The organism is Pedobacter sp. 22226 (genome assembly GCF_052045455.1).
In the GTDB taxonomy this organism is placed as follows: domain Bacteria; phylum Bacteroidota; class Bacteroidia; order Sphingobacteriales; family Sphingobacteriaceae; genus Pedobacter; species Pedobacter jeongneungensis.
On the sequence record NZ_JBQEPB010000011.1, the window covers coordinates 139,207 to 161,560 of the forward strand.

Below are 22,354 nucleotides of genomic sequence, written 5' to 3' on the forward strand. Positions count from 1 at the left end.
ATCAAACCATAAGTTAAAAACCCATCTTCCATTTTCCATCTTACCTCTTACATCCCATCATCCATCTTACCTCTTACATTATCCATCCTATTGCACCAGTTTCCATTCCGGGTGCAGCGTTAAATAAGTTGCATTAACCGGAATATTTACCGGATGTACCGTTAAAGAAATACTTTTCCCTTTTAAAAATTCAAAACCAATTCCATCTTTTTTGGCATCGTAAACCGTTACGGTGTCTTTTTCTTCATTTAAATAGGCCGAAAGTTTCTCGATACCCGGAAATTTCGATTTTGTTGCCTCCAGCGTACTGCCTGTTGCCAAACCATCTTTTGTTTTAAACTGATCTGAAGTAATCCTGATCTGTTTTACATCTTTAACCCGCATGCTCGTATCCCGGTAAGAAGAATAAACAGCAATTTCATTAGGATGCTTAGCGGTAGAATCATTGCTGTACCAGATTCCCCAGGCTTTTCCCATTGCGGCATCACCGGCATCTGGTCTGCCCAGTTTTTTACCAACCTGCTCCATATCCTCTCCCAAGGCAATTTCTCCAATTGATTTACCTGCAATAATCAGGAATCGTTCATCAACAACCTGCGTTGTGGCTGGTGTTAAATTGCTTGCCGAATCTGTTTTATCCTGACTTTTGTTATTGGCAGATTGACATGCAACCAAACTTATGCTTAATCCCAAAAGGGCAAATTTTATATTTTTCATGAGTGTAAAACAACATTTTAATAAAATTGTGTTTATAAATTGATAAGCCGGAGAAAAATTTGGGGCATTATTTCCTAATTTTACCCCTTATGGAAAATAAGACCATCGCCCGCACCTTACGCCTGTTATCGCAGCTTATGGAACTGCATGAGGAAAATCCTTTCAAGATTAAGTCTGTTGCAAACGCCTATTTTAAGGTTGATAAACTGCCTTTTGCATTAAAAGATAAGCCTTTAGATGAACTGGATAAAATTGAGGGCATTGGTAAAGGACTGGCTTCCAAAATAGTAGAACTCCTTCAAACCGGAGAATTACAGGAGCTTAAAGAAATCCTTGATAGAACACCAGAAGGCGTGGTAGAAATGCTGGCTATAAAAGGCATCGGACCTAAAAAGATTTTCATTATCTGGCGTACCCTCGGTATAGAAAGCATTGGTGAATTGTATTACGCCTGTAACGAAAACCGCTTAATCGAGGCAAAAGGTTTCGGTTTCAAAACACAGGAAGAAATTAAAAATGCCATCGAATTTAAACTTGCCGCCAATGGCCGTTTCTTATATGCACAGGTAGAAGGTTTTGCCAAAATTTTGTTTACGCAGCTATCTGAATGGACTGCAAATATTGATAGCAGTGCGATTTTAGGCTTCGCTGGTCAGTACCGCCGTGCATGTGAAATTATTGATGAATTGGAGATTGTAATCGGCACAGAGAATATCGAAACCTTAAAACAAAACTTACCGGCTTTCGAACCACTTTCGCTTATTGAAGCCGAAAATTCTTTCATCTGTACTACTGAAGCAGGTTTTAGGATAAAAATCTATGTAGTTGAAAAATCGGCTTTCTATTTGCAGTGGTTTAAGCTAACCGGAAATACCGAACATGTAGAAAAAGTGCTGACTTCAGCTGGTGATGGACCTTTTGCAAGTGAAGAAGAAATATACACCAAGGCAGGTTTAGCATTCATCGAACCCGAACTCCGCGAAGATTTCGATGAAATTGAACTGGCAAAGGCAAATAAACTTCCAACCCTGATCCAATATGAAGATTTAAAGGGCAGTTTGCATAACCACTCAACCTGGAGTGATGGGGTGCATACTTTAGAACAGATGGCGGTATATTGCAAAGAAAATTTAAACCTTCAGTATTTAGGCATTTGCGATCACTCTAAAACGGCCGTTTACGCCAAAGGATTAAACGAACAACGTGTTTTTGGTCAGCACCAGGAAATTGACGAACTGAACAAAAAACTGGCACCTTTTAAAATTTTCAAAGGTATTGAAAGTGACATTTTAAGTGATGGTTCGCTCGATTATGCTGACGATATCCTTAAAACATTCGATTTTGTGGTGGCGTCTGTACACAGCAACCTCCGCATGGATGAAGCCAAAGCGACAGCACGCTTGTTAAAAGCTATCGAAAATCCATATACTACTATTTTAGGTCACCCAACCGGCCGTTTATTGTTAAGCAGGGCCGGATATCCGATTGATTATAAAAAAATTATAGATGCTTGTGCTGCCAATAAAGTAGTAATCGAAATCAATGCCAATCCTTTACGTTTAGATCTCGACTGGCGCTGGCACCGCTACGCTTTAGAAAAAGGCGTTTTACTTTCTGTAAACCCCGATGCACACCGCACCGAAGGATTCCACGATATGCATTATGGTATTTTAGTGGCCCGTAAAGGAGGATTGAGCGCCGGTAAGTGTTTAAATGCTTTCTCTTTGGAAGAAATAACTGCGTATTTTAATAGCAAAAAGCCAAATTAACCACAGAAAAAAAGGATAAACACAGATAAGTTTAAATCTGTGTTGATCTGTGAAAATCTGTGGTAAAAAAACATAACTTTGCCCCATGATAAGTGAAATTGCCAACCGCATATTTAATCAGGTTATTACAGACTATCACAAGTTTGATGATATTGACCATCCGGTTGAAAACCCTTACGATGCTGAAAGTTTAGAGCATCTTTTTTACATCAAAAACTGGATCGATACTGCCCAATGGCACATGGAAGATGTGGTGCGCAATCCACAGATTGATCCTGTTGAAGGTTTGAGCTGGAAAAGACGCATTGATGCTCAAAACCAGGTACGTACTGATATGGTAGAGTTTATTGATGGTTATTTCTTAAACCTTTATCAGGGAATTTCTGCTTTACCGGAGGCGAAAATCAATACCGAAAGTCCGGCATGGGCGATCGACAGGCTTTCTATTCTTGCACTGAAAATTTACCACATGCGCGAAGAGGCGGAACGCGAAACCGCATCGCCTGAGCACCGCGAGCAATGCCAGACTAAATTAAATGTGCTGTTATCACAACGCGAGGATCTTTCAACCAGTATTGATGAATTATTAGCTGATATAGAAGCAGGCAAAAAATATATGAAAGTGTACAAACAGATGAAAATGTATAACGATCCGAGTTTAAACCCGGTGTTGTATAATAAAGCATAATACTCACTCGCTAAATCGTTATTGCGAGGTACGAAGCAATCCTACAACTTTCGCTATTTCAAAAACCCATAGCCTTAAGATTGCTTCGTACCTCCATGACGAATCACTTGATAAATATGGCTGCAACCCAAAAGATTATCGTTTTACGTTTTTCGGCCATGGGCGATGTAGCCATGGTGGCTTCCGTTTTACAAGAGTTTTCGGAGCAAAACCCATCGGTTGAGCTCATTATGGTAAGCCGGCCTGCTTTTAAGCCATTTTTTGATCAGATCCCTAATCTTATCTTCCATCCTATCCATCCCAAAACCACACATAAAGGGATAGATGGGCTGTATAAATTATACAAAGAACTCCGAAGCTATCAGCCAGATGCGATTGCCGATTTGCATGATAATTTGCGCAGCAGGGCCATTTCTACTTTCTTTAGGTTAACAGGTATCAAAATCAGGCGGATTGATAAAGGCAGAGCAGAGAAAAAAGCATTAACGCGTACTAATAATAAAGTTTTTAAGCCTTTAAAACAGACCGTAGAACGTTATGCAGATGTTTTTCGCGAGCTGGGTTTTAATCTTAAACTAAGTCATAAAATAAATAAATCTCCGCAAGCTATTCCTGCAAAGGCGAAAGATTTATTCACAGATAAAACCACTAAAAAAATAGGGATTTCTCCTTTTGCACAGCATATTTATAAAGTTTACGATTTAACAAAAATGGAAATGGTAATTGCCTCGCTAAGCAATTTGGGCTACGAACTTTTCATTTTTGGAGGTGGTAAGACCGAGCAGGATATTGCTGAAGATTGGGCACAAAAACATGCAAACACCTACAATTTAATCGGCAATTTTAACCTGACTGAAGAACTGGCTATGATATCAAATCTGGATGTAATGCTGAGCATGGATTCTTCAGGCATGCATATGGCTTCGCTGGTTGGAGTATCGGTGGTTTCTATTTGGGGGCCAACGCATCCTTATGCCGGCTTTTTAGGCTACGGACAATCGGAAAGCGATTGCATCCAGATCGATCATCCATCGCGACCAAATTCCATTTACGGAAACAAACCCTGCCTTTGTGGTGTTGAAAGTTGTATAGACTTAATTAAGCCTGAAACCATTGTAAATAAAATTAAAGAGAAACTAAATGGCTAAACAATTACTTTTAGTTCGCCACGGAAAATCGGATTGGGGAAATCTGGATTTAAGAGATTTCGACCGCCCGTTAAATAAACGCGGTAAAGAAAATGCACCGGAAATGGCCGAAAGATTGATTAACCGCCGCTTTAAAATCGATCAGATTGTGAGTAGCCCTGCAAAAAGGGCAAAATCTACTGCAAAATATTTCGCCGAAGCTTACCAAATCGATCAGATTCAATTCGAAGAATCTATTTACGAAGCCAATACAACCGCTCTGCTCAAAGTAGTTAATGGTTTAAATGATGCTGCCGATCAAGTGATAATGTTTGGCCATAACCCAGGCTTTACCGATTTCGCTAATGAGCTAAGCGGAGCCGATATTTACAATATCCCAACTGCGGGTATGGTTTTAATTTCCTTCCCTTTTGATTCGTGGCAGATGGTAAGTAAGGGCACGGGCGACCTGGTGTTTTTTGATTACCCGAAAAATAGTGATGAGATTTAGAGTTATCGCTAAATATTAAAGATTCTTTTTTAATCACTAATATTCAATGGATCAATTCTCAATTAACCGATTTAAACAATTAACCGATCAACCTATCAGCCATGGATTCACAGATTAACAACGGAAACTACTTAAATTTACTTGTTAATTCTTTACAGTTGACTTCAGTCAACTGATTGTTAACTTTTAAAAAACATCACAAATCAAATAACTTTATTAACTTTGAACATATAACACGAAAATCTGGCAATAGACATTTCGGTGAATTCATAACCTAAACTCTTCTGGTTATTTCATAATTCGTATCGCCAGAAAATTTATCCATTAATTTATCTGTACATGAATTTTGATTATAATACTACGCGTAGCCATTTAATTTTATCTGAATATGGCCGTAACGTACAAAACATGGTGAAGTATATCTGCGAATTGCCAACCATAGAAGAACGTAATAAATATGCCCAGGCGGTAATTGACCTGATGGGATTTTTGCAACCACATTTACGTGATGTTGCCGATTTTAAACACAAACTCTGGGATCACCTGCATATTATTTCGGGTTACCAGATTGATGTGGATAGCCCTTATCCAAAGCCATTGATCGAGAATGCATATATCAAACCAGAGCCTCTGGCCTACCCTCAACAACGCATTACCTATAAACATTATGGTAAAACGGTTGAAAACCTGATTGAAAAAGCAATGCGTGAGGAAGATGCCGAAATTAAAAAGGCAATGGTGCAGAGCATTGCAAACTTTATGAAAATGGCCTACGTTACCTGGAATAAGGACAATGTAAGTGATGATACCATTATCAAAGATTTAAAATATCTTTCTGGCGGATTATTGTCGCTTGATGAAGGTGTTAACCTTGCAAAAGTTGAATTCAGGGCTCAAAATCCGCGTCAAAATAATAATAACAATAATAACCGCGGCAGAAGCAACAACAATAACAACAACGGAAAAAACCGTCAGAATAACAATAACAACAATAATCGTCAGCGTAATAACAACAAACCTAAATATTAATAACCATACGTCATTCTGAACTTGATTCAGAATCTTTAAGACAGATGCTGATCCCGAAGTTTCGGGACAGCATGACTAAAGGGTTAGCAAAAGAAAAATATATGAACGCATTTGAAATAACAGGCGGAATTAAATTAAAAGGCGAAATCACTCCACAAGGTGCCAAAAATGAGGCTTTACAGATTTTATCTGCTGTATTGCTTACCAAAGAAAAAGTAACCATCAGCAATATCCCTGATATTAAAGATGTAAATAAGCTGATCGAATTATTGGGCGATTTAGGTGTTGCCGTTGAGCGTATTAATAAAGACACTTATACCTTTGAAGCTAAAAACATCGATTTAAATTTCTTTGAGTCTGATACTTTTAAAGCTAAAGGCGGTGGTTTACGTGGCTCGATTATGATTGTGGGACCATTGCTGGCACGTTTTGGTAAAGCAGCCATCCCTAAACCCGGAGGTGATAAAATCGGCAGGAGAAGGTTGGATACCCACTTTATCGGTTTCGAAAAATTAGGTGCAAAATTCGTGTATGATAGCAAAAAAGCATTCTTTAACGTTGATGCCACCAATTTACAGGGCGCTTATATCCTGTTAGATGAAGCATCGGTAACAGGAACCGCAAATATTGTAATGGCCGCTGTTTTAGCTAAAGGTACCACCACCATTTATAATGCAGCCTGCGAACCTTATTTGCAGCAGCTTTGCAAAATGCTTAACCGCATGGGCGCAAAAATTTCGGGCATTGGTTCTAATTTATTAACCATCGAAGGGGTTACCGTTTTAGGTGGAACCGAGCACAGGATGTTGCCTGATATGATCGAAATTGGTTCTTTCATCGGTATGGCGGCAATGACAGAGTCGGAAATTACCATTAAAAATGTTTGTTATGATGAGCTTGGCGTAATTCCGGAAGTTTTCAAAAAACTGGGTATTAAATTGGAGCGCCGTGGCGACGATATTTATGTTCCTTCCCAAAAACATTATGAAATTGATACTTTTATAGATGGATCGATTTTAACTATTGCCGATTCTCCATGGCCAGGTTTTACGCCTGATTTATTGAGTATCGTTTTGGTTGTGGCCACACAAGCAAAAGGAAATGTTTTAATCCACCAGAAAATGTTCGAAAGCCGTTTATTCTTCGTGGATAAACTGATCGATATGGGTGCACAGATTATCCTTTGCGATCCGCACCGTGCAACGGTTAACGGTATCGACAAAAAATACAAATTACGGGGCATCAGCATGACTTCTCCTGATATCAGGGCCGGAGTCTCATTATTGATTGCAGCTTTATCTGCAGAAGGCAAATCGACCATTTATAACATCGAACAGATTGAACGTGGCTATCAGGATATCGATACCCGTTTACGTGCCTTAGGTGCGCAGATTAAGCGTGTAAATGCTGATGCGCCGAGCCACTAATAAGATAGAAGGCAGAAGGTTTAAGGCTTAAGGTAAAACCCAAAGCGAAAATAGCATAACGAAAAACGCCCCGGTAAAAATTTACCAGGGCGTTTTTTTGAAACTCGATTAAAATGTCGTAATCTCGGACTGCCTTGCACTACGCTACCCATTGAAAGAGTTAAAAACGTAGCGTCATCTCGACTGGAACACAGTGAAACGGAGAGATCTATCTAAATAGATTTTCGTTAGTCGGGATTTGCAATCCCGTCTTTTGAACCAAGGATTTTTAATCCTTAAGATGAATTGAAAATTCATTAACCCAGCGGTCGAGATTACAAATCCTGACTAATGCGAGGCGTCATCTCGACCGAAACGCAGTGGAGTGGAGAGATCTACCTCGAGATAGATTTCTCGACTTCGTTGCACTCCGCTCGAAATGACGGTAAATTAGATGTTAAGTATCGAAACTTTCTGTAGTTCATCTCACATCCTCCCTCTTACATCCCCCTAGCCTGATATAGCATTAATAATATCATATTGCGTGATAATTTCAATCTTACCGGTTTCATCTTCTACCAATACGGCCGAATTTTCCTTATTGATTAGTGAAGAAATTTTGTCAATCGACGTATTCAGATCAACAAACGGAAAGGTAGCCGTCATGATTTCCGAAATTGGTGCAGATTTCAAACCCGGATTTTCCAATAAGGCGCTTAAAATATCACTTTCTGCAATTTTACCAACAATCATTCCCTGTTGCGTAACCGGAATTTGCGAGATATTCATCGATTTAATCGTATTTATCGCTTCCAATACCGATTTTTGAGTATCTAAGGTCACAATTTCAGTATTTTCTTTCTTAGCGAGGATTGATTTTGCAGTCAATTTCTCATCCTGTAAAAATCCACGTTCACGTAACCAGTCTTCGTTATACATTTTACCCATATAACGGCTACCATGATCGTGAAAAATCACCACCACTACATCTTCGGGTTTTAATTTATCTTTTAACTGGATCAATCCGCCAATGGCAGCACCAGCGGAGTTACCTACAAAAATCCCTTCTTTACGGGCGATATCACGCGTCATTAAAGCAGCATCTTTATCCGTAACTTTTTCGAACAGATCAATCACATCAAAGTTTACGTTTGCAGGCAGAAAATCTTCGCCAATTCCTTCGGTGATGTAAGGATAAATCTCATCTTTATCAAAAATGCCGGTTTCTTTATATTTCTTGAAAACCGAACCATAAGTATCAATCCCCCAGATTTTAATATCCGGATTTTTCTCTTTTAAGTATTTTCCGGTTCCGGAGATGGTACCACCAGTACCCACACCAACCACTAAATGCGTGATTTTACCTTCTGTCTGCTCCCAGATTTCAGGACCGGTTTGTTCGTAATGTGCCTGAGAATTTGCTAAGTTATCGTATTGGTTAGGTTTCCATGAATTTGGAACTTCACGCTCTAAACGCGATGAAACTGAATAGTACGAACGCGGATCTTCCGGCTCAACGTTTGTAGGACAAACAATTACTTCAGCGCCGAATGCACGCAAGGCATCAACCTTTTCTTTCGATTGCTTATCAGTTGTGGTGAAAATACATTTATATCCTTTAATAATGGCCGCCATGGCCAGGCCCATACCTGTATTTCCTGATGTTCCTTCAATAATGGTTCCGCCTGGTTTTAACTTACCGCTTTTCTCGGCATCTTCGATCATTTTAACCGCCATACGGTCTTTAATCGAGTTGCCCGGATTAGTAGTCTCTATTTTGGCCAGAATTGTGCCCGGAACACCTTTTGTAATCGTATTCAATTTTACCAATGGCGTATTACCAATGGTTTCTAAAATATTATTGTACCACATGATGCAAAATTAAGCAAAGGCATTAAGTATTTTATAAACTATATTTTATTTGAAACAAAATTTCGAAAATTAAAATTTAATAGAATATAATTTCATAATCTATAATTAAGATGGACATTATAGATTGATTATTGGGCAAAACGCAATTTCAGATTAGGAGTTCGTCATTCCGACTGTAGTGCAACGAAATAGAAGAATCTAACTGACAACCTAAATTACACCAGTTTATAAATCTTCCCTGGTAATGAAACAATGATCCCCTGCATTTCTAAAGTAAGGATTACAATAGATAATTTACTCTGCTGAATATTTAACCGGATACAAAGCTCATCAATAGAAAGCTGACCATTTTGCAAAGCATTAACCACTTTTTCTTCGTTGGGCGTAAGACTTAACTGCAACGTAATTTGCGCATCCTTTTTCTTTTCCTTTATTTCATCATCCCAACCGAGATAATAAATCAAATCGTACGCATTATTGATTAAGCCTGCCCTGTTGGTCTTTATCAGAAAATTACAGCCTTCCGAAAAAACGTCGGTTGTTCTGCCCGGAAATGCATAAACATCTTTATTATAAGAATTGGCAATTTCGGCAGTGATTAATGCACCGCCTTTTATCGAAGCTTCTACCACAATAGTGGCATCGGCAATGCCTGCAATGATCCGGTTACGTTGTGGAAAATTTGGCCGGTCTGGATTGGTCAAAATCGGAAATTCGGTTAATAAACCTCCATTCAGTACCATTTGCTGTGAAGTTGCAATATGGATTTTCGGATACAAACGATCTAAACCATGTCCGAGTACCCCAACCGTAGGAATATTATTAGCCAAGCATTCTTTATGGGTGGCTACATCGATTCCGTAAGCAAGTCCGCTTACAATGAGCACATTATAAGGTGCTAAGATTTCGCAGAGTTCTTTACAGAGGTTCTTTCCGTAAGCGGTTGCATTTCTGGTCCCAACAATACTGATGATACGTTTATGATTTAAATCGGCGGTTCCTTTGGCATAGAGGAGAATAGGCGAATCGTGACAGTTTTTTAAACGCCTGGGGTATTTTTCATCAGAGAAAAACAATACGTCTATTCCGTGTTTTTCTACAAAATCCAACTCCTGCTGAGCCCTTGTTAAAGCATCGGTTCCACGAATGGCTTCGATAGTCTTCTCGCCTACACCAGGAATCTGCAATAGCTGTTTTTTTGATGCCGAAAATATATTTTCTGCACTTCCGCAGTAGGCCAGAAGGTTTTTGGCCGTTACAGGGCCAATTGATTTAATAAAAGTTAAGGCAATTTTGTGCAGCATGCTCATATTTTATAAGGTTAAATAAATGCGGGATGATTTATTTCCTTAAAGCAAGCCTAAAAATCGATGTCAATTAAACTTTTCAGTGGAATATGGATATTATTTTTGAGTTGTATATATTTTTCAGTAACAGACCAAACGGTGGTATCAACGCGTTTTGGACCTATGGTGGTATTGAATGTGATAACAGCTTTAGATTTAAATTCGTTACCAAGTCGCTGCGCTTCATCAAGTTTTGATTTTAGTTCAACGGTGTGGTCTTCTTTTGCATTGATGATGTTTAAATAACTGATGTGTTCCTTTTCTACAATTTCTATTGGCATGGTGTCTCTTTAACGATTAATGTTAAACAAGCTTATCAATTTTTTAGAAAAAATGCAACTCTTATTTATTCATTTATTGTAAATTAATACATTAAAAAAGGCCGGTTTTGAACTACAAAACCGGCCTTTTATGTTATAAAATAGGTTAACTACTTAAATTTCAATGCCCTGGTTTCAACCATTCCTTTAAACTCATGGTCGAGCTTTTCGTTTGCGGCATCTATCTGACCTCTTGTAGCTCCTGAAGTGCTGCTTAAGTTATTATCTCTTGCAAGTGCGGTAAAATTATTATTTGCAGAATAATATAAAGCCTGTGCGAGCATTTTTTCAGATGGATCTCCGAAATCTTTAGATAAATCATCTGCTACATCTTTATCAACAGTCATACCTGAAAAATAATCGCCTTGATCTAATTGATTTTTAGTCTGGAATTGTGGAATATAAAGGTCATTTTTATCAATTCTTATAGAGAAAAAACCAACAGGTTTGCCATAGGTGGTTTTACCAATTAGTTTCACATCTATAACAGGCTTTAAGTTATTGATTAATAATTCGCTTGCTGAAGCTGTACCACCGGTAACCAGAAAATAAACTCTTGTTAAACCATTTAACGTACCTCTTTTAGCAAAACTTTCCTGATTTCCGGCTGCCAATGTTGGTTTATATGAATAATCGGCATAAGAATATAGTCTGGTTACACCATCGTTGCCTTTGGCATAAAATTTCTGGTTTTGCAAAATGGTTGCTGCTCCATCCTGCATGGTTTTGGTCCAGTAGGTAGTGTACATCACTTTTCCGTTTTGCGAAGGAGGTGCAATTAAATTTGTAAACGTTTCAGAAGTAGCTACTGAACCTCCGCCGTTATACCTTAAATCTACAACAAGTTCGGTTACACCATCTGTTGTAAATTTTGCAAAAGCAGCATCCAAAGCAGGAACTGCATTCGTGGTAAAACTGTTAAATACAATATAACCTATCTTTTTCGCACCAACTGTGTAAGTATTGGTATATAAAACAGGATTTATATTGTAAGTGCCCCGGGTAACAGTAACATCGCTTGAAACTTTATTTTTCTCTATTGTTAAAGTAACAGCGGCATTATCTCCGAAAATGGCATTGTTCAGATAGTCTAATTCTGCTGATGAGGCTCTTGACACTGCTCTTCCATTTACTCTTTTAATTTTATCTCCCCTTGTTAAACCTGCTGCAGCTGCAGGAGAACCAGCATATACGTATTTAACGCGAAGTGTGTCGGTGTTGCCTTCAAAATTGGCAGAGAAACCATAATCGCCACCTATCCCACCAAGCTGACTGGCAACACTGCCATCATCTATAAAAGAATATTTATCTTTTCCACCTGTACTCGGCAAAGCTTTAATGGCATTTAAAACAGCATTATTTGACGTATATTGTCTTGGGTTAAAAGAAGAGTAGCTCGGCATCCCCACGTTCCAAAAGTAAGTTTGCTGTGCATACAGGTAAATCGAATCTTTGGTTAATTCATCCCTGGTTCCCGAAGCACCCTGCGACACTCCATTTGCATCAGGATTGTTTGAAGATTTCTTACAGGATACCGTAAACCCAACCACAACAAGCAAAGCGTATAAAAATGCGTTTTGCGAAGTCAATCTTTTTAGCATATTTTATTTGTAAATTTCTAGTGACACAATATACGGCAAATTAATTAATTTAGATTGTTGCTCATCAAAATTATTTGCACCAACAACTAACGCCTGATCAGGCGATAAATTGTTGTTGTTTAGTATGTTCTGAAAAATTTCTGCTTTTGACTGTCCAAGTTCTTCGGTAAAGTAAACGGTGAGGTGTTGCTCCAATCCGTTCCACTCTGTTTGCTTAATTTTATTGAGTTGTTGTTCCGGATTACCGGCCGTTACAATAAAAATCTGTTTCCGGTTTACAACAAGTTCCTGCATAAACTCAAGTATGTTTTTATAAAGCAGTAACTTTAATGGCAAACGCGCATTTAAGTGCAGGAGATCGAAATTGTATTTATATTTCTCATCAATCCCGAATTGCTTAGCTGTTTTTTCAAAAAGACCTTCTGTTCCGTTATTTTCATATTCAGCCTGCATAAAGCTGATGATGGGCTGGGCATTTTTTTGTTCCGTATATTCTATAAACTGTGCAAACAGGTAATAAACCTGCAACAAATAGTCTTTTTCTGGAAAAAGCACATTGTCTAACTCAAAAATGACAAGCTGTTTATCTTCAACGTATTGATATGCGTCCATATTAAATTGTAAAAAGTTTTAGGTCATCAGCATTGTTATAGCCAAATACACCATTAAATGTAGGAGAAACTTTTTTAAGCGCTGAATTTTCTTCACTGGAGAAAATGCAGTCGCCATGGATAAATACAGCAAAATACTGAAAAACAGCGTCATCTTTATCTATATAATCTGTAATGTTATCCGCATCAGGAAGCAAAACCTGAATGCCATATTCTCCAAAAAGTACAGCTGATTTTGCCAGAGGCTCAATTTCATAATCATGCAGAGGAATGATGCAATCTATGGCTTCGGTAATGCAGAAATTGAGTAAAATATGGGCGATACTGTCTTTATTCAGGATACCTAAAGATGAAAAGGCATATTTTTCGGTAATGATACCCGGCACATCGCCGTAATCGGCCAGTAGAACAAAATGGCTTGGGAATGCTTTCATCAGCTTTAAGGCTTTAGCATTGTTTCCGCCGGTAATGAGTATTTTCAAGATTTAATTATTGAATGAATAAATTAGTGAATGAATAAATTAGTGAATAATTGAATGATTGAATGTCTGTTTTTATTTCCAAAAAATCATACATCATTTAATCCTAGCTTTTATACGATTAGTCCATCCTTCATGCTTACTACCCTGTCGCTGGTTTTGGCAAGGTGTTCGTTATGGGTAACAATTACAAAGGTCTGATTGAAATTATCGCGAAGGGTTACGAATAATTGATGCAATCCCGCAGCATTTTCGGAGTCTAAATTTCCTGAAGGCTCATCGGCCAGTATAATAGATGGATTATTGATCAGCGCCCGTGCAATGGCAACACGCTGCTGCTCACCGCCTGATAACTGATTGGGTTTATGCTGTGCCCTGTCTTTCAACCCAAAAAGATCCAAAAGCTCTAACGCCCTGGTTTCGGCTTGCTTTTTATTCGTTTTGGCAATAAATGCCGGAATGCAAATGTTCTCGATGGCGCTAAATTCAGGCAATAAATGATGAAACTGAAATACAAAACCAATATTCTGGTTCCTGAAAGCACTCAAAAGGTCGCCGCTTAGTTTATTGATTACAGTTCCTTTTAACTCAACCGCGCCATCATCAGGTTTATCCAGTGTGCCTAAAATATGCAGCAAGGTACTTTTTCCGGCACCAGATGGACCAATTATACTGACAATCTCCCCTTTTTGTACTTCAAAATTTACACCTTTTAATATTTGCAGATTTCCGTACGATTTTCTTATTCCAGTGGCTTTTAGCATGGTTCAAATTTAGTAAAAAAGCTTAAAGGGCAAAGACCAAAGACTTAAAGGCAAAATACAAATACTAAAGCATAAAGGGCAAAGCATTAATAAAATCTGCGTAATCCAATATCTGTGTAATCATATTTATTAAAAAAAGATTTGCAGATATCAATTTTCTATTTAACTTTGAAAAACAAAGCACTTTTAAAATGAGCAATCAGGAAGAACAATTAAATGCCTTAAAAGATATCAGACAAATGATGGACAGGTCTTCGAGATTTATCTCTTTAAGTGGCTTGTCTGGTGTTTTTGCGGGGGTGATTGCATTAATCGGTGCCTATTTTGCCAATGATGAAATTAATAAGTTTATAAACAAACGTGGCTACGGGTATGGTGTAGATGGAGAAATGGACCTGGAATTTAACCTGATTAAACTGGGCATTTTCGTGTTGATTATCGCCTTGGCTGGCGGAATTTTGTTTACTTACAGGAAAAGTCAGAAAAATAACCTGCCGATCTGGGATAAAACTTCGAAATCACTTTTATTCAACTTATTTGTTCCTTTAGCAGCAGGAGGCTTATTTATTATTGCTTTATTGATTAACCACCCGAATACCTATAGCATTATTGCCCCAAGTTGCCTTATTTTTTATGGTTTAGCGCTGATCAATGCCAGTAAATATACTTATAGTGATATCCGTTATTTAGGCTTTTGCGAAGTAATATTAGGTTTAATCTGCATGTTTTATATAGGTTATGGCTTAATTTTCTGGGCATTTGGCTTTGGTGTTTTGCACATCGTTTATGGTCTTTTAATGTATTTTAAATATGAGAGAGGTCAGTAAGGATGAAAAACCCGATAGCAGATTTAAATAAAATATTCGATAGCCGGATCAGGCTCGGCGTAATGTCGATACTGGTAGTAAACGACGAAATTGGTTTTAACGACCTGAAACAAATGCTTGAGTTAACAGACGGCAACCTTGCTTCGCACCTGAACACCTTAGAGCAGGCCGAATTTATTAAAGTGCACAAAGGTTTTATCGGCAGAAAAACCAGTACCACCTACTCTATCACGGCTTTAGGCAAACAAGCCTTTAAGGCGCACCTGGATGCACTAGAAAAAATGATAAAGAAATTATAAGCTATTTTTTTAACTAATTACTTTGAAATACAAAGCACTTTTAAAATGATATCATTAGAAGATTTACTTATAAAAACCGGAAAGAAAACCACACTGGTATCTTTTATTGGAGGAACCATCCTTTTTCTCAGTTTTTGCTTTTTCAGAACCGGATCTTTAATTGGTTTTGGCATGATTTACATTTCTATTGCCGTATTAGTCAATTTACTGGTAATGCTTGCCCTGATTGTTTCGTGTTTTATTTATAAATTAAACAGAGCATCCTCCGTATCTACCATATGTCTTCAGCTTATCAATATTCCTATTGCCATAATGTATTTTTTAATTATAACCACAATCATACTGTAAAATGAAAAATAAATCGAACCTTTTACTCCTCTCTGCCCTATCTGGCGGTTTGCTATTTACGCTCCTTTTTTGGGAAGAGCGGTTAGCCCTTAACTTACTCATTTACAGCATCTACCTGCTGATCGTTACTTTTATCAATCCAGATGTGGTAAAAAGCACCAAACTTAAAATTTATGGCTTAGCGCATTTACTGGCCGCAGTGCTGGTGGTAATCAACAATTCCGATTTATCAGTGGCAGCTTACTACATCAGTCTGTTGCTGTTTATTGGTTTTAGTCATAATCAACAAATCAGAACAATTTTCACCGCTTTTCTTGCGGCCATTTTACAAATGGTAACTGTTCCGTTTAATGCGATTCAAAACTTAAGTAAAATCAGCATCGGTAATTTTAAACTGAAGCCTATTTTCACCTTAATCAAATACATTTTTATCCCGGTAATCATTGTAACCATTTTTGCCTGCTTATATGCCGCAGCCAGCAATGTTTTTGCTCATTATGCAGAGGCGCTGCTCACCAGCATTGGTAATTTCTTTGAAAATATGCTCCATTTCTTTTTCAAGGATTTAAGTATCGGACGTATTATGCACTTCTTTTTTGGCCTGATTTTAACCAGTGGTTTATTGCTGGCATTTTTTAATAAAAGCCTGGAGAAAGCAGAATTGAAATGCGGGGAGCGATTGGTGCGCACTAGACGAGGTTTAGGACATAAATCATTATGGTACAATATTATAGAAACATTTACAGGCAACCTGTTAACAAGAAAAATGGCATTAAAAACGGAATACATTGTTGGTATTATTTTGTTTGCTGCACTTAACCTGCTATTGTTATTGCTAAATATCATTGATATTACTACACTTTGGTTTGGCTACGAACCTACCGGCAATTTCTCCGGAGAACTGCATCAGGGCACAAATTCCTTAATTTTCAGTATTGTAATGGCCATGGCCGTAATTCTCTATTATTTTAGGGGCAACTTAAACTTTTACCATAAAAGTAAAACGTTAAGGCTGTTGGCCTATACCTGGATGGTTCAGAATTTCATCCTGATTATATCTGTATTTATCCGTGATGGTTATTACATCGAATTTCATGGCCTCACCCATAAAAGAATCGGTGTACTGGTATTCGCCCTTCTTTGTATCATTGGCCTGGCAACGGTTTATTTCAAGGTAGCCAGACAGAAAACCATTTTCTATCTCTTCAAGGTAAATGGAAATATCTGGTTTGCATTATTGTTAACTTTTAGCCTCATCAACTGGGATGTTTTAATTGTGAAATATAATTTAAACCATGTTGATGCTGTTTCCATCGATCCTTATTATCTAACATCCTTATCAGAAAAAACTCTTCCTTTTCTGGATAAAAACAGGGCAAAAATCCATCCTTCTACCAATAACGACTCGGAAGTTGCTAAGGTAGACAGGCCAGAAGAAGCATTAATGAGAAAACTGGATAACAGAATTGACTATTTCAAAACGCGTTACGAAGGATCGAGCTGGTTATCGTGGAATTTACAGGACTGGAATACAGCAGAATATTTTGGACTGAATAAATAAAAGCAAAATGGATAAAAGATATAAAGTAATGGCAATGGCGTCGGCATTAATTGCATTAGCCTGGTTTGTTTTGAACCGTGCTGTTCACAAAATTTTCAACCTGTACACCAACTGAAGTATAAGCTAATCTGCAATATCATGAAAATACAAACCTCGGCATATTGGGTGAATCAATTCTCGAATAACAGCAAAATTAACAGGATTGACTGGACACTTAAACCTGAAATTTCGGCGCCGGAAAAACAAAATATCCTAAAATCGCTGCAGGCCTGGCAGCTTGGTGAAACATCAGAAGGAACACATTTGATTAACGCCTCAAAAAAATATGCAAAAGCTATAAATGATGAAGAATACCTGGATGCTGTTAAACTTTTTATTAAAGAAGAGCAAAAACATGGTAACAACTTAGGTAAATACCTCGATTTAATTGGTGAAAAGCGAATTAAAAAAGATTGGGGCGACAGCTTATTCCGGAAAATAAGATACTTTAATACCAACATGGAGCTTTGGACAATTGCCGTAATTACAGTTGAAAGTGCTGCACAGGTATTCTATCAGGCATTAAAAGATGCAACAAATTGTGCTTTATTAAAACAAATCTGTACGGATATTTTAATTGATGAAGCCTCGCACATTACTTTTCAAAAAGAACGCCTGTACATTATTTTTAATCAAAAAAGTGCCTTTTCAAAGTGGGTTTCTTACCATGCCTACTCCTGCTTTTTTATCTGTACCAATCTGATTATCTGGTTTGCACACAAAAAGTTATTCAAGGCAGGCAAATTAAGTTTTAGCAGATACATGACTAAAATATGGTTTAAACTCAAAAAAGTAACGGGTAAAGTTGTACTATATGATCGTGAAGAAGTTTTTAAGCCAGCAATGAATATGAATGAAGTTCTTTAATAATTAACCGCTCCACCACTCCAGCTCCGGCTGGATTTCTCCTGATGCAAAAATGTATCGGGAGAATTAAAAATTAATTTTTAATCAGTAAATTACATAAAATCATGAAAATTCAGGAAACATTAAATTCTGGTAAACTAAGAATTATCGCTGTTTTAACAATAACAGCCGCATTATTGGCTATTCCATTAATAGCTATGCAGTTTAGCAACGAGGTAAAATGGACATTAACCGATTTTGCGACTGCGGGCGCACTATTGCTCAGTACAGGTTTGGCCATCGAACTGGTAATCAGAAATTTAAAAACAGGTACGTTAAGAACAGTAATTCTGGTTGTTATTTTATTAGCGCTGTTTTTAATTTGGGCAGAGCTTGCTGTGGGAATCTTCGGAACGCCCTTGGCAGGTAGTTAACAGACACTATTAACCATTCTGTTGCCGCAGATTTAAGATGATTAGCGTAGAGGAAATATTTTTTTGCACCTGACAGTAACAAACATTGTTTTTAAGCCTGATTGCAGCGGTAAGCCCGGAGCGTAGTGAGGACTTGTAGCGTAAAGCAGGACTACCAGCCGCCACGAAGAACCGGTCCCTCACTTTCAAATAAAAAATATCTGCGAAATCAAGCATGACATCACAAAGCAGTGCCCATTACAGGCACTAATTTCCCGATTAACATAAAACGTTCATTTTCTGAAAAAATCGGCATTTACTATTTGTTTAAAGGGTTTGAAATTGTAGCTTTGGGCAAATTTTGTAGCAAATGAACCCGATATGATTAAAATAATTATTTTGATTATATGAGGCTCCATCTGACAGATAAAGATAAAAATATAAACAGATGAATATTCACGAATACCAGGGTAAACAGATATTAAAAAGTTTCGGTGTTAACGTTCAAGAAGGAATTGTTGCCGATACTCCTGAGCAAGCTGTTGAGGCTGCTAAACAACTGAAAGTAGATTACAATTCTGACTGGGTTGTAATTAAAGCGCAAATCCACGCTGGTGGTCGCGGTAAAGGTGGTGGTGTTAAACTAGCCAAAAACCTTGATGAAGTTAAACAACGTGCAACCGATATTATTGGCATGCAATTGGTTACACCTCAAACCGGTCCTGAAGGCAAAAAAGTGAATAAAATTTTAGTGGCTCAGGATGTTTATTATCCGGGTGCTTCTGAAACTAAAGAATTTTATATTTCGGTATTGTTAGACCGTGCAAAAGGCCGCAACATCATCATGTACAGTACCGAAGGTGGTATGGACATCGAAGAAGTTGCTGAGCATACACCACACCTGATCTTCAAAGAAGAAATTGATCCTAAAGTTGGCTTACAGGGTTTCCAGGCACGTAAAATTGCTTTCAACCTTGGTGTTAGCGGTAACGCTTTTAAAGAAATGGTGAAATTCGTTTCGGCATTGTATAAAGCTTACGAAGCAACCGATTCTTCAATGTTCGAAATCAACCCGGTTTTAAAAACATCTGATGATAAAGTAATTGCAGTTGATGCTAAAGTTAACCTGGATGAAAACGGTTTATTCCGCCACCCTGATTATGCCGCAATGCGTGATGTAACTGAAGAAGATCCAATGGAAGTTGAAGCAAGTGCATCTAACTTAAACTTCGTTAACCTTGATGGTAACGTAGGTTGTATGGTTAACGGTGCCGGTTTAGCAATGGCTACCATGGATATCATCAAACTTGCCGGTGGCGAGCCTGCAAACTTCTTAGACGTTGGCGGAACTGCAAATGCTCAAACCGTTAAAGCAGCTTTCAACATCATCCTAAAAGATCCTAACGTTAAAGCTATCTTAATTAATATTTTTGGTGGTATTGTGCGTTGCGACCGTGTTGCCCAAGGTGTAATTGATGCTTATAAGGAAATCGGTAACATTCCGGTGCCAATCATCTGCCGTTTACAAGGTACAAATGCCGAAGAAGCTAAAAAATTAATCGATGAGTCTGGCTTACAGGTGTACTCTGCAATTGCTTTAAAAGAAGCAGCAGATTTAGTAACCAAAGTTTTGGCAGAACAAGCATAATTTTAAAGACTAAAGTTTAAGCGATATTATATTTGAAGCCTTTCAGTGAAAACTGGAAGGCTTTTTTATTCCCCCTCTTTCATAGGGTGTCCGCAGGACGGAGTGTTCCTTAATACTATCTATACCAGCAATTTAATGGTAATACGACTTAAATGTACTAAGGCGCATCAGGTGGCTATCTTTTGAAAAGCAAGTTTCTGCACATTTCGGTTCCGCAAGCCCTGCTATCACTATAATCTTTTTAAACAACAGCCGTTATGCTGAGGCACTAAACATCTGTTTCATCGGTTGCAGATGCTTCGTACCTCAGCATGACAATAAAATTTAGAGTTGCTGCAATTAAAAAGTATTTTCGTTCTATCAGGTTTATTTAACCAGGGTTTGCGGTGCTTAGGCAGATCAAACCTCGCAGGTTCATCTTATTACTCTCCCCGAAATTCCAGTATATCTCCCGGCTGGCAATCCAGAACCGCGCAGATGGCCTCGAGTGTTTCTAAACGGATGGCCTTTGCCTTACCGGTTTTTAGTATCGATAAATTAGACATCGTAATCCCTACCCGCTCACTCAATTCGGTTAGCGACATTTTACGTCGGGCAAGCATTACATCTAAGTTAATTATTATAGGCATTTGGATCGGTAAAGTTAGGAATGTTTTCAGTTAACCTAGATGGTTAAATCATTTTCTTGTTTAAGCTCAATTCCCTTTTTAAATACAAAAGCTATTGTTAAAAGCGTTAAGCCAAAAATCAGCAACCAGATCTGGAAGTCTACATTTTGAGCGATTTTAAATATTAAACCTTCATTATTTTTTGACGAATGAACATAATCCATTGCATTAAAAATAAACAGCAGAAACGGAATAGCAGTACAATACCAACCCATCCGCTTTAAACGGTTTGTATTTTCTTCACTAAAAACATTACCTACCTGAACCGAATCGATAAAGCGGTACAGGTATATTAGTACCCTCGCACTGAAGAAAGTAATTGTTAAGATAAGCGTGCCATGTACGAAACCAAATATCCCTCCATTGCCCCCGTCAGCATAACCATCTTCAAAACCACGGGACATATCTTTAAGCGAAAATAGCAATACAGCTACGAGCGTAGCTACGTAACCAAGTTTAATCAGCCTGATTTGATTTTGCGTTTTCATATTATATCGTTAAATCATTTTCTTGTTTGAGCTTTCGGGTGTACACAATAAACCGATAAGCTGTATTGGTGAGTATAATCAACCCCATTCCGAACAGACTGGAAAAACCGTTTAAATCATCATGATACTTAAAGGCACCATTTGTTAATGTCTCTACATAATTATCCATGATGTACTTCTCACCGATGGTGACAGCAAAAAACAGGAACATTACAGCAACCAATAGCTGATAAATAAGCCATTCATCTATCGCATAAATATTGATAGTTTTAAACTTTAATACCAGCATAATCGCCGTACCCAGTAATAAATAAAAAACCATACTTGCACCGCCATCACTAAAGGCTCCATTTTCTAACACGATTGCCTGTGATAGACTGGGTTTCATGTTAATTACGCCTATTTCTCGTCCAGTAAATGTGAAACCGTTTACTTTACGGGTTACATCAGGCAGCGTACGGGAAACATTAAAACTCAAAGTACCCTTATTATAATCGATCACGGCATAAACAATATGCGATATTGCTGACACAACGGCGTAAAAAATAAGGCTGTATGCGCATCCTTTCAAAATTTTCACTGTATTACTCATTTTTTAAATGGTTTAACTGCTTTCTTTGTTTATAGGGATAGAAATAATTTCAACATACAATTCAAATTGAATGAGCACTGCAAACAACAAAATCTGAAAGAAATTCTTAACTCCAAAACCTTCCTGAGATTAGGTGAATTATTTTTTAGCTTAAAAAATAGAAATTTGAGAAACGTCATATTTATTTAATTATTTATAGAACAAACATAGAAAATAAATTATTACAAATCAAAATATATTTATTGATTTACAATAAATAATAATTGAATATCAACTATAACCCTTAAAAGCTGGCAAATAGCGACAGGATTTTATTTGGAATGATTTTTGTTGTAAGTAAAACTGTAAAAAAATTGTGCAAACGGCAACATTTTCAGCATTTTAT

General features: G+C 37.7%; 23 protein-coding genes. 12 read left to right on the forward strand and 11 right to left on the reverse strand.

All coding sequences use genetic code 11. From position 1 onward, the window contains the following. Positions 1-87 precede the first annotated feature (87 nt). A complete protein-coding gene (locus tag ACTJKC_RS22640) occupies positions 88-717 on the reverse strand; it encodes a hypothetical protein (protein ID WP_440795573.1) in 630 nt (209 codons plus the stop codon). Between the two features lie 89 nt (positions 718-806). On the opposite strand from ACTJKC_RS22640, the gene ACTJKC_RS22645 reads away from it, so the two are divergent. The 6 genes from ACTJKC_RS22645 to murA all read left to right on the forward strand — a co-directional run bounded on the left by ACTJKC_RS22645 (position 807) and on the right by murA (position 7,268). Further along, entirely contained in the window at positions 807-2,486 is a 1,680-nt protein-coding gene (locus ACTJKC_RS22645) for a helix-hairpin-helix domain-containing protein (RefSeq protein WP_440795575.1), read from the forward strand. Between the two features lie 85 nt (positions 2,487-2,571). After that, positions 2,572-3,174 carry a DUF4254 domain-containing protein gene (locus ACTJKC_RS22650; RefSeq protein WP_440795577.1) on the forward strand — a complete coding sequence of 201 codons (603 nt, stop codon included), beginning with the start codon at positions 2,572-2,574 and terminating at the stop codon, positions 3,172-3,174. 116 nt (positions 3,175-3,290) lie between these two features. Beyond that, on the forward strand, positions 3,291-4,322 hold the full coding sequence (locus ACTJKC_RS22655; protein WP_440795579.1) for a glycosyltransferase family 9 protein: 1,032 nt from the start codon (positions 3,291-3,293) through the stop codon (positions 4,320-4,322). After that, entirely contained in the window at positions 4,315-4,812 is a 498-nt protein-coding gene (locus ACTJKC_RS22660) for a SixA phosphatase family protein (protein WP_440795581.1), read from the forward strand. The genes ACTJKC_RS22655 and ACTJKC_RS22660 overlap by 8 nt, the downstream gene beginning before the upstream one ends. Before the next feature lie 339 nt (positions 4,813-5,151). Then, entirely contained in the window at positions 5,152-5,841 is a 690-nt protein-coding gene (locus ACTJKC_RS22665; RefSeq protein ID WP_025142933.1) for a DUF4290 domain-containing protein, read from the forward strand. Between the two features lie 101 nt (positions 5,842-5,942). Next, the gene (murA, locus tag ACTJKC_RS22670; protein WP_440795583.1) at positions 5,943-7,268 is read left to right on the forward strand and encodes a UDP-N-acetylglucosamine 1-carboxyvinyltransferase; all 1,326 of its coding nucleotides are present in this window, start codon (positions 5,943-5,945) and stop codon (positions 7,266-7,268) included. Between the two features lie 489 nt (positions 7,269-7,757). Here the strand turns inward: murA and ACTJKC_RS22675 are convergent, their stop codons facing one another. The 7 genes from ACTJKC_RS22675 to ACTJKC_RS22705 all read right to left on the reverse strand — a co-directional run bounded on the left by ACTJKC_RS22675 (position 7,758) and on the right by ACTJKC_RS22705 (position 14,240). Continuing rightward, positions 7,758-9,119, reverse strand: a complete 1,362-nt coding sequence (locus ACTJKC_RS22675; protein ID WP_440795585.1) for a pyridoxal-phosphate dependent enzyme — start codon at positions 9,117-9,119, stop codon at positions 7,758-7,760. 215 nt (positions 9,120-9,334) lie between these two features. Then, positions 9,335-10,429 carry a DNA-processing protein DprA gene (gene dprA, locus ACTJKC_RS22680; protein WP_440795586.1) on the reverse strand — a complete coding sequence of 365 codons (1,095 nt, stop codon included), beginning with the start codon at positions 10,427-10,429 and terminating at the stop codon, positions 9,335-9,337. Between the two features lie 50 nt (positions 10,430-10,479). Beyond that, positions 10,480-10,746 carry a hypothetical protein gene (locus tag ACTJKC_RS22685; protein ID WP_344849806.1) on the reverse strand — a complete coding sequence of 89 codons (267 nt, stop codon included), beginning with the start codon at positions 10,744-10,746 and terminating at the stop codon, positions 10,480-10,482. 149 nt (positions 10,747-10,895) lie between these two features. Continuing rightward, entirely contained in the window at positions 10,896-12,386 is a 1,491-nt protein-coding gene (locus ACTJKC_RS22690) for a S41 family peptidase (protein WP_440795588.1), read from the reverse strand. Between the two features lie 3 nt (positions 12,387-12,389). After that, entirely contained in the window at positions 12,390-12,998 is a 609-nt protein-coding gene (locus ACTJKC_RS22695; RefSeq protein WP_440795590.1) for an HAD family hydrolase, read from the reverse strand. A gap of 1 nt (position 12,999) precedes the next feature. Further along, a complete protein-coding gene (locus tag ACTJKC_RS22700) occupies positions 13,000-13,479 on the reverse strand; it encodes a hypothetical protein (RefSeq protein ID WP_440795592.1) in 480 nt (159 codons plus the stop codon). Between the two features lie 110 nt (positions 13,480-13,589). Continuing rightward, entirely contained in the window at positions 13,590-14,240 is a 651-nt protein-coding gene (locus ACTJKC_RS22705) for an ABC transporter ATP-binding protein (protein WP_344849801.1), read from the reverse strand. Positions 14,241-14,431: 191 nt separating this feature from the next. Here ACTJKC_RS22705 and ACTJKC_RS22710 point away from each other — a divergent pair, with 191 nt between their 5' ends. The 6 genes from ACTJKC_RS22710 (at position 14,432) to sucC (ending at position 20,221) form a co-directional block, all read left to right on the forward strand. Continuing rightward, positions 14,432-15,067, forward strand: a complete 636-nt coding sequence (locus ACTJKC_RS22710; protein ID WP_440795594.1) for a hypothetical protein — start codon at positions 14,432-14,434, stop codon at positions 15,065-15,067. A gap of 2 nt (positions 15,068-15,069) precedes the next feature. Continuing rightward, complete coding sequence (locus tag ACTJKC_RS22715; protein ID WP_057932898.1) at positions 15,070-15,366, forward strand: winged helix-turn-helix domain-containing protein; 297 nt, start codon at positions 15,070-15,072, stop codon at positions 15,364-15,366. A gap of 349 nt (positions 15,367-15,715) precedes the next feature. Next, a complete protein-coding gene (locus ACTJKC_RS22720) occupies positions 15,716-17,275 on the forward strand; it encodes a DUF4153 domain-containing protein (RefSeq protein WP_440795596.1) in 1,560 nt (519 codons plus the stop codon). Between the two features lie 138 nt (positions 17,276-17,413). Next, positions 17,414-18,181, forward strand: coding sequence for a ferritin-like domain-containing protein (locus ACTJKC_RS22725; RefSeq protein ID WP_440795598.1), 768 nt, complete (start codon positions 17,414-17,416; stop codon positions 18,179-18,181). 104 nt (positions 18,182-18,285) lie between these two features. Continuing rightward, positions 18,286-18,594 carry a hypothetical protein gene (locus ACTJKC_RS22730; protein WP_440795600.1) on the forward strand — a complete coding sequence of 103 codons (309 nt, stop codon included), beginning with the start codon at positions 18,286-18,288 and terminating at the stop codon, positions 18,592-18,594. Between the two features lie 427 nt (positions 18,595-19,021). Continuing rightward, positions 19,022-20,221, forward strand: coding sequence for an ADP-forming succinate--CoA ligase subunit beta (gene sucC, locus ACTJKC_RS22735; RefSeq protein WP_113951366.1), 1,200 nt, complete (start codon positions 19,022-19,024; stop codon positions 20,219-20,221). A gap of 422 nt (positions 20,222-20,643) precedes the next feature. Here sucC and ACTJKC_RS22740 read toward each other — a convergent pair whose 3' ends face one another. From ACTJKC_RS22740 to ACTJKC_RS22750, 3 genes are read right to left on the reverse strand one after another with little or no spacing between them, the layout of a single operon-like run. Continuing rightward, complete coding sequence (locus tag ACTJKC_RS22740; RefSeq protein ID WP_440795603.1) at positions 20,644-20,850, reverse strand: helix-turn-helix domain-containing protein; 207 nt, start codon at positions 20,848-20,850, stop codon at positions 20,644-20,646. Between the two features lie 35 nt (positions 20,851-20,885). After that, positions 20,886-21,377 (reverse strand): DUF2975 domain-containing protein, encoded by a 492-nt coding sequence (locus tag ACTJKC_RS22745; protein ID WP_440795605.1) that lies wholly within the window; start codon positions 21,375-21,377, stop codon positions 20,886-20,888. 1 nt (position 21,378) lies between these two features. Next, on the reverse strand, positions 21,379-21,969 hold the full coding sequence (locus ACTJKC_RS22750; RefSeq protein WP_440795607.1) for a hypothetical protein: 591 nt from the start codon (positions 21,967-21,969) through the stop codon (positions 21,379-21,381). Positions 21,970-22,354: the final 385 nt, after the last annotated feature.

Bases quoted from the DNA above. Each gene is read 5' to 3' on its own strand.
- ACTJKC_RS22640 (WP_440795573.1), bottom strand. From the start codon at position 717: ATGAAAAATATAAAATTTGCCCTTTTGGGATTAAGCATAAGTTTGGTT.
- ACTJKC_RS22645 (WP_440795575.1), top strand. From the start codon at position 807: ATGGAAAATAAGACCATCGCCCGCACCTTACGCCTGTTATCGCAGCTT.
- ACTJKC_RS22650 (WP_440795577.1), top strand. From the start codon at position 2,572: ATGATAAGTGAAATTGCCAACCGCATATTTAATCAGGTTATTACAGAC.
- ACTJKC_RS22655 (WP_440795579.1), top strand. From the start codon at position 3,291: ATGGCTGCAACCCAAAAGATTATCGTTTTACGTTTTTCGGCCATGGGC.
- ACTJKC_RS22660 (WP_440795581.1), top strand. From the start codon at position 4,315: ATGGCTAAACAATTACTTTTAGTTCGCCACGGAAAATCGGATTGGGGA.
- ACTJKC_RS22665 (WP_025142933.1), top strand. From the start codon at position 5,152: ATGAATTTTGATTATAATACTACGCGTAGCCATTTAATTTTATCTGAA.
- murA (WP_440795583.1), top strand. From the start codon at position 5,943: ATGAACGCATTTGAAATAACAGGCGGAATTAAATTAAAAGGCGAAATC.
- ACTJKC_RS22675 (WP_440795585.1), bottom strand. From the start codon at position 9,119: ATGTGGTACAATAATATTTTAGAAACCATTGGTAATACGCCATTGGTA.
- dprA (WP_440795586.1), bottom strand. From the start codon at position 10,429: ATGAGCATGCTGCACAAAATTGCCTTAACTTTTATTAAATCAATTGGC.
- ACTJKC_RS22685 (WP_344849806.1), bottom strand. From the start codon at position 10,746: ATGCCAATAGAAATTGTAGAAAAGGAACACATCAGTTATTTAAACATC.
- ACTJKC_RS22690 (WP_440795588.1), bottom strand. From the start codon at position 12,386: ATGCTAAAAAGATTGACTTCGCAAAACGCATTTTTATACGCTTTGCTT.
- ACTJKC_RS22695 (WP_440795590.1), bottom strand. From the start codon at position 12,998: ATGGACGCATATCAATACGTTGAAGATAAACAGCTTGTCATTTTTGAG.
- ACTJKC_RS22705 (WP_344849801.1), bottom strand. From the start codon at position 14,240: ATGCTAAAAGCCACTGGAATAAGAAAATCGTACGGAAATCTGCAAATA.
- ACTJKC_RS22710 (WP_440795594.1), top strand. From the start codon at position 14,432: ATGAGCAATCAGGAAGAACAATTAAATGCCTTAAAAGATATCAGACAA.
- ACTJKC_RS22715 (WP_057932898.1), top strand. From the start codon at position 15,070: ATGAAAAACCCGATAGCAGATTTAAATAAAATATTCGATAGCCGGATC.
- ACTJKC_RS22720 (WP_440795596.1), top strand. From the start codon at position 15,716: ATGAAAAATAAATCGAACCTTTTACTCCTCTCTGCCCTATCTGGCGGT.
- ACTJKC_RS22725 (WP_440795598.1), top strand. From the start codon at position 17,414: ATGAAAATACAAACCTCGGCATATTGGGTGAATCAATTCTCGAATAAC.
- ACTJKC_RS22730 (WP_440795600.1), top strand. From the start codon at position 18,286: ATGAAAATTCAGGAAACATTAAATTCTGGTAAACTAAGAATTATCGCT.
- sucC (WP_113951366.1), top strand. From the start codon at position 19,022: ATGAATATTCACGAATACCAGGGTAAACAGATATTAAAAAGTTTCGGT.
- ACTJKC_RS22740 (WP_440795603.1), bottom strand. From the start codon at position 20,850: ATGCCTATAATAATTAACTTAGATGTAATGCTTGCCCGACGTAAAATG.
- ACTJKC_RS22745 (WP_440795605.1), bottom strand. From the start codon at position 21,377: ATGAAAACGCAAAATCAAATCAGGCTGATTAAACTTGGTTACGTAGCT.
- ACTJKC_RS22750 (WP_440795607.1), bottom strand. From the start codon at position 21,969: ATGAGTAATACAGTGAAAATTTTGAAAGGATGCGCATACAGCCTTATT.